Here is an 11604-nt window from a genome sequence, read left to right as displayed (position 1 = left end):
CAGGGGTTTCGGAGCGCGTCGAGCAGACACTCTCCCGAGGTGAGCGCGCGAAGCGGGGCCTGCCCGAACACCGTCGGAGTCGGCTTCGTGGGGGCGGGTGGCGTGGCGACGAGACACGCGGCGGTGCTGGCCGGGATCGAGGACGTGGAGCTCGTCGGCGTGACCGATCGTGATGCCTCTCGGGCTCAGCAGTTCGCCTCGACCTTCGACACGACGGCGTTCGGTGACCTCGACGGCGTGGAGATCGCCACCGACGGCCTGGTGGTGGGTGTGGGGTGGTGGCCGGGGTCCGCCGCCCGTGCCGCCCGGGGGCACGGGACGTTTCGCGGGTCGGGTCGCCCTGGCGGGGTATGTCGTGTCGAGACAGCCGAAGAGGACGGACGACGATGACACAGGACCAGTTCACCCAGCAGGACCCGACCGAGCAGCACGCCGCTCCGGGCAGCGGCGACCGCACCGTCGAACATCCCGGCCGCACCGCCGACCTGGACGTCCGGCCCGACCACGGCGAGGACACCTACCGCGGAACCGGCAGGCTCGACGGGAAGAAGACCGTCGTCACCGGCGGTGACTCGGGTATCGGCCGGGCGGTGGCGATCGCGTTCGCCCGTGAGGGCGCCGATGTCCTGATCACCCACCTCGACGCGGAGACCGACGACGCCGACGAGACGGCCCGGCTGGTCCGCGACGCGGGCCGGACCGCCATCACCCTCTCGGTGGACCTGCGCGACCAGGCCCGGTGTGGGGAGGTCGTGGAACGGGCGGTCGCCGAGTTCGGCCACATCGACGTGCTCGTCAGCAACGCGGCCTACCAGATGTCGCAGGACGGTGGGATCGACGACATCACCGCCGAGCAGTTCGACCGCGTCATGCGCACGAACGTCTATGCGATGTTCTGGCTGTGCAAGGCCGCGGTCCCGCACATGCCGCCCGGCTCGTCGGTGATCACCACCTCGTCGGTGCAGGCCTTCCAGCCGTCGCCGCACCTGCTCGACTACGCCACGTCCAAGGCCGCGATCGTGGCCTTCACCAAGGGCCTGGGCCACAACCTCGCCGGCCGTGGCATCCGCGCCAACTCCGTCGCCCCCGGACCGGTGTGGACGCCACTCATCCCGGCCACCATGGACGAGAAGAAGCTCGACGAGTTCGGCGCCCAGACCCCCATGGGCCGCGCCGCCCAACCCGCCGAGCTCGCCCCCTTCTACGTCTTCCTCGCCTCCCAGGAGTCGGGCTACATGACCTCGGAGGTTCTCGGTGTCACCGGCGGGACCCCCGTCACGTGATCGGGCCCGCGGTCGAGCCCGCCCAGGCCGCGAAGGCGGACTCCGCGTCGCGCCAGGGCGGGAAGTGCTGCCCGGCTCGGTCGCGCAGGTCCGTGCGTCGCGCGAAGTCGAGGAAGATGCCCAGGTCCGGGCGGGGCCTCCGAACCGGGCCGCGTGACCTTCGTCGGAACGGGTACCCCGCACACCGGTCCGGCCGCGGCGCAGGGCGAGTCGACCCTGCCTCCCTGCGGGGCCGGGCCTACGGGAGGACCGGAGGTGGGACACGTGCACTACCGCGAGCTCATCCACTTCGCCGTGGAACGACCGGAATCGGGTGTCTGCGTGGTGCGAGTCATCGGGACCCTGACTCGCGAGACGACGCCCATGCTGCTCAGCCTCCTCGAACGGGCGGCTCGTGACGACTCGACGCCCGTCGCGGATCTCGTCGTCGACCTCGAAGGGGTCTGTGTCTTCGGCGTCGACTGCCTCGCCGGGCTCCGCGACGCCTGGAGTGCGACGGCCGAAGACGCCGATCGACCGCAGCTGCACCTGTGCGGACTCGGGGACAGGGAACACCAGCTCCCCCTCCGGGTTGCCGACACGCTGTCGTCCTTCTCCAGGTTCCGGACCGTGGAACACGCGGTGGCCCGGCTGGGTGGCTCGGCACACTTCGCACAGGCCACGGCGGCGAGCCCGCCCGGACCGACGACGTGCCGACCGGAGCCCGGCCGTGCTGCTCAGCGTGGGAGCGTGCGCCGGTCCCCCAGCCCCTCCACCCGGATCCCGCCGGTTCCTCACGTCGCAGGGACGACGCACGGCCCTGCCGCAACCCACGTCCCGGCCGGGTGACGAACACCGTCGCCCGGGGGACGGCGGTCCGTGACGGCGCCTCGGCGGGAGTGGCGGGCCGACCGGTCTCGGAGCGGTCCGGGGAGGCGGCGATGAGTCCGCCGCCGCCGGCCGGTCCCCCCGACATGGACCTCTTCGCAGGCGTCGCGGTCAGCGACCTCAGCCGCGCCGTCGCCTGGTACGACACCCTGTTCGGTGAGGTGGAGACGTTCGAGCCGAACGACGTCGAGCGGGTGTGGACGCTGGGCGAGCACCGCCACGTCTACATCGAGCTGCTGCCCGCACACGCGGGCCACGCGAAGGTGACGCTGTTCGTCGGCGACTCGGGATCGGCGGAGCCGGCTGACGGACGCCGTGAGGAACCACCGCCCGAGCTCCGCCCCGTCGTTCCGCCCGCGGCGTGATCCGACTACCCGCCTGCCTCACGAGCCCATGATCAGCCAGGGGGACGGTCACCCACCGGGCCACCGATCGCCGGATGGTCGACGACGACGTCCTCGATCACGATGGAGACGGTGACCGGGTGGGCGCGCGAGCTCAGGGCGGCGTGGACCGCAGCCCGCACCGACGCGTCGAGGTCGGTGAGCCCGGCCGGGTAGCGGGCGGTCAGGTGGATCTCCACCTCGGTGACCGTCGAACCCCCTGCGGGCCGGCCACAGCCGGGTCGAAGACGGACCCCGACCACCCGCCGACCGGGCAGGTACGTGGCGATCTCGCCGTAGCGGCCGCCGTGTAGTCCCGCGACATAGGGGCTGGTCAGCACCGCTGCCGCGAGGAGGTCGACCTCGGCCGGTGCAGGCGGGTCGAGTGGGGTCCCGAACGCGGAGGCGACTCCGGGCGCGGGGGCTCTCATGAGACCCGCGAGTGCGGAGGCGGCGACGACGGCTCCCGGTCGGGGTCCTCCTCTTCGGGCAGGTGCACGTCGTTCACCGCGATGTTGACCTCCACCACCTCGAGGCCCGTCATCCGCTCGAGGGCACCGACGACGTTGAGGCGGATGGCGGCGGCGAGGTCGACGATCGCGACGCCGTACTCGACGACGATGTCCAGGTCGACCGCGGCCTGCTTCTCCCCGACCTCGACCCGCACGCCCTGGGAGGCGTTGGTCGTGCCGCCGGGGATGCGCTCACGCAACACCCCGAAGGCCCGCGCGGCACCGCCACCGAGGTTGTACACGCCGGAGATCTCCCGGGCTGCGAGACCGGCGATCTTCGACACCACGGTGTCGGCGACGGTGGTCGCGCCATGGCGACTCTCCAGGGTCGTCGCGGGGGCGCCCGCCCTGGACGCCGGCGCACCGGACGCCTGCTGCGAGCCGGTGGACGAGGTGGCGGGGGTGGCGGACCCGGTGGACGTCGCGTTCGTCATGACAGGCTCCTCGAGGTCGTTGGGCCGATCAGCCGAGACGACTTTCGTGATCGGGTTTCCAGAGGACCCGGCGGCCGGAGCGCCGAGTGCGTCGACGGCCCGGCCGTAGGCGGACTGTGGGACCCGGACCGGCCCGACAGGCTCCACCGTGGTCCTCGCGCTTCAGAACAGCCAGGGTCGTTGGTCCCAGACCTCGAGGCGACCTCTCCCACAACACTTGCTGTCTCAGCCACAACAGCTGTAGTGTCATCGTGTGACGACCCGCCGGGAGATGCTGCTCGACGCATCCATCCGTGTGCTCGGTGGCGGCGGGGTGCGGGCGCTGACCCATCGTGCGGTCGACGCGGCGGCGGAGGTGCCGGTCGGCTCGACCGCCAACTACTTCTCCACCCGCGAAGCGTTGCTCGAGGCCATCGTGGAACGGGTCTCGTCCCGGGAACGGGCGAACTTCGACGAGCTCGCCCTCACCGCCTGCCCCACGACACCGGCCGAGCTCGCGGCGGTCCTCGCCGCCGCCACCCGCGACGCCGCAGGCGTCCACCGGGACCTCACCCTCGCGCGCTACGCGATCCTCGTCGAGTCCGCGCACAACCCGACGATCCGACAGCGCGTCGCCGAGACCGGCAACCGGGTCGGCGCCTGGTTCGCCGCCTGGATGCGGTTGATCGGCTCCGCCGACCCCACCCACCTGCACCTGGTGGGCGACTACGTCACCGGGCTGGTCCTCCACCAGCTCGCCATGCCCGACCCCGCGTTCGACCCGACGGACACGATCACCACCCTGCTCGACGCCCTCGTCGAGCCCACGCACGCCCGGACACCCTGACCCGACCGCCTCTCAGGACGGAGAACCCGGATGGACCGCACCGAGGCCTGGAACGCGATCGACGCCCACCGCCTCAACCTCGTGCGCCTCCTGGAGGACCTCTCCGCCGACGAGTGGTCGCAGCCCTCGCTCTGCGCAGGCTGGACCGTCCGGCAGGTGGCCGCGCACCTCGCCCTCCAGAACACCCGCTGGTCGCAGCTGCCCCGCGCGGTCGTCGACACGGCCCGCCACGGCGGCCTGGACGGCGCGATCCACGCCGCGGCCCGCCGCCACGCCGAGCTGCCGGTGGACGACCTCGTCGGCGAGATCCGCGACCGCATCGGGATCCGGCGCCCACTGCCGACCGTCACCTACCGCGAGACCGCCATCGACTACCTCGTCCACGGACAGGACATCGCCCTCCCCCTCGGGCGGACCCTCCCCATGCCCGTGGACCTCGCCGCACTCGCCGCGGACCGGGTGTGGTCGAGCAGCCGGATGTTCCACGCCGCTCGACGGTTCGCCGACTACCGGTTCACCGCCGACGACACCGACTGGGCCGCCGGCCGGGGCCAGGAGGTCCACGGCCCCGTCGGCGCCCTGCTCCTGCTCCTCACCGGCCGATCGGTCGCGCTGTCCCGACTGGCAGGCCCCGGCGTCGCCACCCTGCGCGCACGCCGGACCTCCGCCGCGACGTGACACGGTGCGCCCGTCGCACACGGCGACCCTCGGTCTCGCGGCCCTCGGGGACGCCGACCTCGCCGAGCTCGTGGCCGCTCAGCTCGGTGTCCCGGAGGCCGTCGTCCTGAGCTCCGTGGTCGAGGCCCACCCGTACGACCGACCGGCCATCACGACCGCAGGCCGCCACGTCGTCACCGGCACGGCCCGGACGCCCGACGGGGAGACCCGGGCCTTCCGCTTCTTCGTCAAGGTCATCCAGGCCTACCACCGCTCGCCGCTGCGCTTCGCGGTGCCGGAACCGCTGCGCGCCGCGGCCGCCGCGGTCGTGCCGTGGCGGACCGAGGCGGACCTCTACCGATCGGACCTCCGCGACCGGTTGCCTGCAGGCCTCACGGCCCCGCGGGCGTTCGCGGTACGCGAGCTCGAGGCCGACTCCGCCGCGCTGTGGCTGGAGCAGGTTCCCCTCCGCCCGGCGACCTGGGGCCCTGCGACGTACCGGCGAGCCGCGTACCTGCTGGGCCGGTTCGCCGCGTCCCGGGCGATCGCACCGCTGGTCACTGCGGTCCACGGCGCCCGCACCCCCCGCGTCTACGCCGACGGCCGGCTCGCCGGTGTCGTCCGCCCGGCCTTCGACGGTCCCGACCTCTGGGCGCACCCACTCGTCCGAGAGTCGTTCGACCACGATCTGCGACGCCGCCTCGACGCGGCGTTCGAGGCTCTGCCCGACCTGCTCGCCGAGCTCGACGACACACCTGTCGCCGCGGCCCACGGAGACGCCTGCCCGGCCAACCTCCTCCTCGCCGCCGACCGCCCCGAGCTCGTCCTGGTGGACTTCGGCTTCTGCGGTCGCGCTCCGCTCGGCACCGACCTCGCCCGGCTCGTGACCAGCGAGATCCAGACCGGACACCGTGGCGTCGCAGACCTGCTCGGGCTCGACGACGCGTGCCTGGACTCGTACGCCGCCGGCCTCTCGGCGGAGGGTGGCCGGGTGCGCACGGCTCGACTGCGGCGGAGCCACGCGATCCTCATGACGGTCTTCACGGCCCTGTCCGCGGTGCCGGTCGAGCATCTCGGCGCCGACCCGACCGCGGAGCTCCGCCGGGAGACCCACGCCCGGGCGGCCGTGGCGCGCTTCGTCCTCGACCGGCTCGCTACCGCCAGGGATCGGTGACCTCCCGGAGCTCGGTGAGGATCGCCCCCAGCTGCTGGATGCGCGCGGGCCCGAGGTGCGCGGTCCATTCCGCCTCCACCTCGGCGACCATCTCCCGTGAGGCCGCCACCGCGCGCTCGCCGCGAGGGGCGATTCGGACCAACCGGGCCCGCCCGTCGCTCGGGTCGGCCACGCGCTCGACGTACCCCGACCGCTCGAGCTGGTCCACCAGGAAGCCCGCCGCCTGCTTACTCGTCCCGGCCTGGTCGGCCAGGTCGGTCAACCGGCTCCCCCCGGGAGCGATCCGCTGGAACACCCGGGCCTGGGCCGGGGTGAAGTCGTCGAAGCCCGCCGCGGCCAGCCCGGCGAACACCCGGGACTCCATGGCGCGGTAGGGGACGAACAGCAGTACCCCGAGATTGAGCGTCTCGTCCACTTGACGAGCCTACGAGATGGTCAGAGACTATGACTAAATTCGTCAAAGCCTTTGACCATCTTCGGGAGCATCGATGGACCAGGACGAGAAGTGGCAGATCATCTCGGCCCAGCGTCGCGTCGTGGCCGACCTCCTGGCGGGCCTCACGGAGCCGGAGTGGGAGACGCCCTCCCTGTGTCGGGACTGGCGGGTCCGCGACGTGGCCGCCCACCTCGCCCTCACACCCCGGTCCCCGAGCGTGTCCCGCATCCTCGTCGCCGGTGTGCGCGCCCGCGGCGACTTCGACGCGGTGAACCGGGATCTCGCGGTGGCGCACGCCGACCGACCGGGCGCAGACCTCGCCGACGAACTGCGCCGCGACGCCGAGAGCCGGAGCAAACCCGCCATCACCACGCTCGACAACCTGGTCATGGACACCCTCGTCCACATCCAGGACATCGCAGTCCCCCTGGGGCGTGCCGTGCCGATGCCGCCCGACGGGGCCCGGGCCGCGCTGGACCGCGTCTGGGCCATGGGCTGGCCCTTCTGGGTGCGCCGACGGTTCCGCGCCACCCGGCTCGTCGCGACCGACATCGACTGGTCGGTGGACACCGGGGCGGCGGACTCCGAGATCCGCGGGCCTGCCGATGCCCTGCTGCTCCTGCTCACCGGACGCACCGCCGCCGCGGCGGGCCGGTTGAGCGGAACAGGGACCGCCACACCACGACCAGGGCCCTGAGAAGCCCGTTGGGCCGCCGAGCCCGCCTTCCCGCGACCATCCCGAAGGAGAACGTCGTGCCCGTCGTCATTCGAAGCCGCGTCCGCGCCCCCATCGCGCTGTACGACGCCGTCCACGCCGAGGTGCTGAGGCGGTCCTCCGGCACGGTCGAGGGCCTGGTCGCCCACATCGGGGTGCCCACCGAGGAGGGTTTCGAGGTCATCGAGGTGTGGGAGTCCGCGAAGGCGTTCGAGTACTACACCGAGACACTGATCGGCCCCGTCGTCGCCACCCTGTCCGCCGGGCACACCGGCCCCCCTCCGGAGACGACGACCGAGCAGGAACAGGTCCGTGGCCTCCTCATACCGGGAGCATCGATCGTCATCTGACGACGAGCGCCTCGCACGGCCGGGGTGACCGGCCGGCAGCGGCCGCCCGCGGCGACACGTTGGCCAACGACAAGCGGTGGGCGAGCCGTTCGTCGGCGTCGCTGCACGAACGCTCGTTGCATACCGTCAGTCGGCGGATGGGCTAATGAACCGGCCGCGGATCTCGACTGTATGGGCGAGGCCGGCGTGTGGCCGTCCTCGCGAGGAGCTCGGACGATGATGATCGATGAGGCGAACGGCGGCGGCCCGCACCACGGCCCGCCCGGAAGGCGGCGGGCGGCCCGGGGGTCGGCGCTGGTCGCCGGGGCCGTTCTCGTGGTGGTGGCGGCGGCGTGTTCGAGCCCGAGTCAGGCCGCGTCGACCGCGACGTCCGTGGCTCCGGTGCCGACCGTCGCCGCGCACGGCGCGCCGGCGGGCGGCACCCCGGGCGCGCTGCGGCCGCTCGACCGAGCGGCCCTGGACGCGACGGTGGCCGAGGTGGCCACGGAGCTCCGCCAGCCCGGCATGGTCGTGCTGATCAGGACTCCGGAGGGCGAGTACGTCAACACCCACGGGGTCACCGAGCGCGGCGGGACGACTCCCGTCGCCCTCGACACCCGGGTGCGGATCGGCTCGAACACCAAGACCTGGACGGGCACTGCCGTCCTGCAGATGGTGCAGGAGGGCAGGATCGCGCTCACGGACCCGGTGAGCAAGTACCTGTCGGGCGTCCCCGGAGGCGACACGATCACCATCGCCCAGCTCGGCGACATGCGCAGCGGCCTCTACAACTACACCGAGACCCCCGAGCTCAACCGCGCCCTCGACGACGACCCGCAGAAGGTCTGGACGACCGAGGAGATGCGCGCACTCGCCTTCGCCCACCCGGCCTACTTCCCGCCCGGGCAGGGCTGGCACTACTCCAACACCAACACCATGCTGCTCGGCGAGATCGCCGAGAAGATCGACGGCAAGCCGCTGGGACAGATCTTCCAGGACCGCTTCCTCACCCCGCTGGGCATGACCGGTTCGTCCTATCCCGCCGCCGCGGACACGGCGATTCCCGCACCGTCCTCGCGCGGCTACCTCTACGGCACCAACGTCGAGACGATGGAGCAGCCGTCCATCCCGGCCGACCAGCTGGCCCAGGTCGAGGCCGGGACGCTGGCCCCGAAGGACGTGACGAACGACAACCCGTCCTGGACCGGGGCCGCGGGCCAGGGCATCTCCACCGCCTCGGACCTCGCCACGTGGGTCGAGGCGATGGTCGGCGGGACGCTCCTCGACGCCCCGACCCAGCAGGCGCGCATGGACGGAGTGCTGCCCACCGGCAAGGGCACGAGCTACGGGTTCACCCTCGCGAAGATGGGCCAGCTGTACGGCCACACCGGCGAGCTGCCCGGCTTCAACTCCTTCATGGGATACGACCCGGTCGACAAGGTGACCATCGTGGCCTGGGGCAACTCCGCCCCGTACGCCGACGGCCGCCCGCCCGCGGTCACGCTGGTGCAGGAGCTCGTCCCGCTCCTCTACGGCCCGGCTCCGGCCGCCGACATCCCGGAGGAGGGGCTGCCGGAGTGACGTCCTCGGCCCCACGACGACACCGGGGCGGCTGAGGAGTCGTGCGATGGCCGGGGACTGTCAGATGTCCCCGTCTTCGGCGACCGTCCGTGTCAGGGCGCGCCTGCCACGCTGGACTGCGGCGTGTACCGCGTCCTGGGGTCCGCGCTGGAGGGCGTCGAGGATGTCGCACACCGCCGAGAGGCAGTGCCGGGCGGCGTCCGGGTCGACGCCGCGCACGGCCATCCGGGCCTGGTCCAGAGCGGCGAGCCGGGCAGGCGCCGGTACCCCTCGCCGGTACAGATCCAGGCAGGACCGGACCAGCTCGACCGCCCTGTCGTCGGTGATCGTCACGTCCCGTTCCTCCGCCGCGCGCCATCCGGACTCGGACTTCCTCCCGAGCGGACGATGATGGCGAGTCCACCGCCGTCGTGCCCGCCGGAGCACGATGCGAAGCCCCGGGAGTCAGGGGAAGGGCCCATCGGCCCGACCACCACGGCGACCCGGGGGCGGCAGCGGAGCGAGACGGGGACCGAGCGCGCGGCGACGACCGGCGCCCGGGGTGCCGCCGCGCCACCGGGTCGGCTCAGCCGACGGGAACGGTCCAGGTCAAGACGGTGCCCCGGGGATCCCCGGCTCGGACGGTGAAGGAGCCGCCGTGGTGTTCCGCGCGCCGTCGCATGTTGGCCAGGCCGCTGCGTCGGCCGCCGTCGGGGATGCCGACTCCGTCGTCGCGGATCTCCAGGACGAGGTCGTCCGCCCTGGTCGTCAGGCTCACCTCGGCCGCGGCGGCCCGGGCATGCTTGGCGATGTTGGTCAACGCCTCCCGGGTGACGGCGAGGAGTTCGGGGAGCAACCGGGGTGGGGTGACCGTCTCGATCGGACCGGCGAACCGGACGTCGGCTTCGAAGCCGAGCATCGGTGTGAGCTCGACGGCGAGGTCCGTCAGCCGGGCGCGCAACCCGTCGTGTCCGCCCGTCGGAGGTGGGTCGAGCTCGAAGATGGTGGTGCGGATCTGTCCGATGACTCCGTCGAGCTCACGGACGGCGTCGAGGACACGGTCGGTGCTGCGCCCGGGCTGCATCCCGGCGGCCACGCTGTGCAGGGACAGTCCCGCGGCGAACAGCCGTTGGATGATGTGGTCGTGCAGGTCCGCGGCGATGCGGTCACGCTCGTCGAGCAGCACCATGCGTTGCTGTTCGGCCCGTGCGTCGGCGAGCTCGAGGGCGACCGCGGCCTGGTTGGTGAACCCCGCCGCCATGTCCAGGTCCTCGGCGGTGAAGACCGGGCGGCCCCGCCGGCGCACCACCGTCACGACGCCCCGCCCGGTGTGAATCCCCGTCAACGGCAGGATCATGATCGGACCGATGTCGAAGCGTGCGTCGTCGATCTCGGTGCCGCCCTCCTCGGGTGAGGTGAGCCGAGACGGCGTGCCGGTGCGCAGGACCTCCCGGAACAACGGGATGTCGGCCGACAGCTCGAACTCGGACCCGATCTCGAGCTGGTCGCCGGTCCCGGTCCGTGCGGCGGAGCGCAGGTGCCCGTCGGCGCTGGGTAGCCACACGGTGGCCGTGTCGGCGTCGGCGGTGCGCCGGCAGAGGTCGGCGATCAGACCCAGCGGGTCCTCGGCCGTCTCGGCGGCCTCGCCCCATGCGGTGGCCGGGGCGCCGAGCACGGTGTGGGTGACGGTGGCCGCCGCGCGCAGCCAATCGCCCCGTTCGCGGGCGATGGCGTAGAGGCGGGCGTTGTCGATGGCCACCGCCGCGGACGCGGCGAGGGCCTGGGCCAGCTCCTGGTCCTCGGCGGTGAACGCGCCGCGGGTGCTCTCGGCGAGGTAGAGGTTGCCGAAGACCTCGTCCCGGATCCGGATCGGGACGCCCAGGAAGCTCGACATCGGGGGATGACCGGGCGGGAACCCCGACGAGCGCTCGTCGTCGGCGATGCGGGCCAGCCGGATGGGCTCCGGAGTGTCGATCAGTGCCCCGAGCAGTCCCTTGCCCTGCGGGAGATGCCCGATGGTGTCGGCGAGCTCGGTCGGCATCCCGGAGTGGATGAACTGCAGCAGGTGCCCGTCGGAGCCGATGACCCCCAACGCGGCGTAGTGGGCGCCGATCAGGTCCCGGGCGGCCTCGACGATGCGCCGCAGCACCACCGGCAGGTCCAGGTCCGCGCCGACGACCTGGTGCGCACGCAGCAGACCGCGCAACCGGCCCTGGGTGGCCATGACCTCCTGGGCGCGGTCGACGAGCTGCCCGAGCAGCTGGTCCAACTCCAGGCGGGGGACGTCGACGAAGGCGAAATCGGAACGCCGTCCGTCCGAGTCCTGCTCAGCAGCGGGCTGTCGAGCCTGCGGGTCGGACATCCATCACCCCAGCATGTCGCACCGGTACTCGCCCGTGCGCGCAGCTGCGAAGTCCCCGACGCTCCA

The 11604-nt window shown here is 72.7% G+C and carries 14 protein-coding genes; 9 read left to right on the top strand and 5 right to left on the bottom strand.

Annotated features, from left to right (window positions below; all coding sequences use genetic code 11):
* Positions 1 to 39: 39 nt before the first annotated feature.
* The 3 genes from ABD993_RS16275 (at position 40) to ABD993_RS16265 (ending at position 2515) form a co-directional block, all read left to right on the top strand.
* Positions 40 to 390: a Gfo/Idh/MocA family oxidoreductase gene (locus tag ABD993_RS16275; RefSeq protein WP_345418430.1), complete on the top strand. Its 351-nt coding sequence runs from the start codon at positions 40 to 42 to the stop codon at positions 388 to 390.
* Positions 387 to 1283 carry an SDR family oxidoreductase gene (locus tag ABD993_RS16270; RefSeq protein ID WP_345418427.1) on the top strand — a complete coding sequence of 299 codons (897 nt, stop codon included), beginning with the start codon at positions 387 to 389 and terminating at the stop codon, positions 1281 to 1283. The genes ABD993_RS16275 and ABD993_RS16270 overlap by 4 nt, the downstream gene beginning before the upstream one ends.
* 920 nt (positions 1284 to 2203) lie before the next feature.
* Positions 2204 to 2515, top strand: a complete 312-nt coding sequence (locus ABD993_RS16265) for a VOC family protein (RefSeq protein WP_345418422.1) — start codon at positions 2204 to 2206, stop codon at positions 2513 to 2515.
* Between the two features lie 32 nt (positions 2516 to 2547).
* On the opposite strand, the gene ABD993_RS16260 is transcribed toward ABD993_RS16265, so the two are convergent.
* A complete protein-coding gene (locus ABD993_RS16260) occupies positions 2548 to 2964 on the bottom strand; it encodes a hypothetical protein (RefSeq protein ID WP_345418419.1) in 417 nt (138 codons plus the stop codon).
* A complete protein-coding gene (locus ABD993_RS16255) occupies positions 2961 to 3479 on the bottom strand; it encodes an Asp23/Gls24 family envelope stress response protein (protein ID WP_345418416.1) in 519 nt (172 codons plus the stop codon). Before ABD993_RS16255 ends, ABD993_RS16260 begins: the two co-directional genes overlap by 4 nt.
* 253 nt (positions 3480 to 3732) lie before the next feature.
* Between ABD993_RS16255 and ABD993_RS16250 the strand changes: the two genes are divergently transcribed.
* From ABD993_RS16250 to ABD993_RS16240, 3 genes are read left to right on the top strand one after another with little or no spacing between them, the layout of a single operon-like run.
* Complete coding sequence (locus tag ABD993_RS16250) at positions 3733 to 4305, top strand: TetR/AcrR family transcriptional regulator (protein WP_345418413.1); 573 nt, start codon at positions 3733 to 3735, stop codon at positions 4303 to 4305.
* Positions 4306 to 4335: 30 nt separating this feature from the next.
* Positions 4336 to 4983 carry a maleylpyruvate isomerase family mycothiol-dependent enzyme gene (locus ABD993_RS16245; RefSeq protein ID WP_345418410.1) on the top strand — a complete coding sequence of 216 codons (648 nt, stop codon included), beginning with the start codon at positions 4336 to 4338 and terminating at the stop codon, positions 4981 to 4983.
* A 4-nt stretch (positions 4984 to 4987) separates the two neighbouring features.
* Entirely contained in the window at positions 4988 to 6136 is a 1149-nt protein-coding gene (locus ABD993_RS16240) for a phosphotransferase (RefSeq protein WP_345418407.1), read from the top strand.
* Here ABD993_RS16240 and ABD993_RS16235 read toward each other — a convergent pair.
* Positions 6117 to 6551, bottom strand: coding sequence for a MarR family winged helix-turn-helix transcriptional regulator (locus tag ABD993_RS16235; protein ID WP_345418404.1), 435 nt, complete (start codon positions 6549 to 6551; stop codon positions 6117 to 6119). The genes ABD993_RS16240 and ABD993_RS16235 overlap by 20 nt on opposite strands.
* 73 nt (positions 6552 to 6624) lie before the next feature.
* Between ABD993_RS16235 and ABD993_RS16230 the strand changes: the two genes are divergently transcribed.
* The 3 genes from ABD993_RS16230 (at position 6625) to ABD993_RS16220 (ending at position 9197) form a co-directional block, all read left to right on the top strand.
* On the top strand, positions 6625 to 7269 hold the full coding sequence (locus tag ABD993_RS16230; RefSeq protein WP_345418401.1) for a maleylpyruvate isomerase family mycothiol-dependent enzyme: 645 nt from the start codon (positions 6625 to 6627) through the stop codon (positions 7267 to 7269).
* A gap of 56 nt (positions 7270 to 7325) precedes the next feature.
* Complete coding sequence (locus tag ABD993_RS16225) at positions 7326 to 7637, top strand: hypothetical protein (protein WP_345418398.1); 312 nt, start codon at positions 7326 to 7328, stop codon at positions 7635 to 7637.
* Between the two features lie 216 nt (positions 7638 to 7853).
* Positions 7854 to 9197 (top strand): serine hydrolase domain-containing protein, encoded by a 1344-nt coding sequence (locus tag ABD993_RS16220; RefSeq protein ID WP_345418395.1) that lies wholly within the window; start codon positions 7854 to 7856, stop codon positions 9195 to 9197.
* Between the two features lie 60 nt (positions 9198 to 9257).
* On the opposite strand, the gene ABD993_RS16215 is transcribed toward ABD993_RS16220, so the two are convergent.
* Positions 9258 to 9530 carry a hypothetical protein gene (locus ABD993_RS16215; RefSeq protein ID WP_345418392.1) on the bottom strand — a complete coding sequence of 91 codons (273 nt, stop codon included), beginning with the start codon at positions 9528 to 9530 and terminating at the stop codon, positions 9258 to 9260.
* 232 nt (positions 9531 to 9762) lie between these two features.
* Complete coding sequence (locus ABD993_RS16210) at positions 9763 to 11538, bottom strand: GAF domain-containing sensor histidine kinase (RefSeq protein ID WP_345418389.1); 1776 nt, start codon at positions 11536 to 11538, stop codon at positions 9763 to 9765.
* Positions 11539 to 11604 lie beyond the last annotated feature (66 nt).

Source organism: Pseudonocardia xishanensis (assembly GCF_039541715.1).
Taxonomy (GTDB): domain Bacteria; phylum Actinomycetota; class Actinomycetes; order Mycobacteriales; family Pseudonocardiaceae; genus Pseudonocardia; species Pseudonocardia xishanensis.
This window is presented reverse-complemented; position numbering and strand designations above follow the sequence as displayed.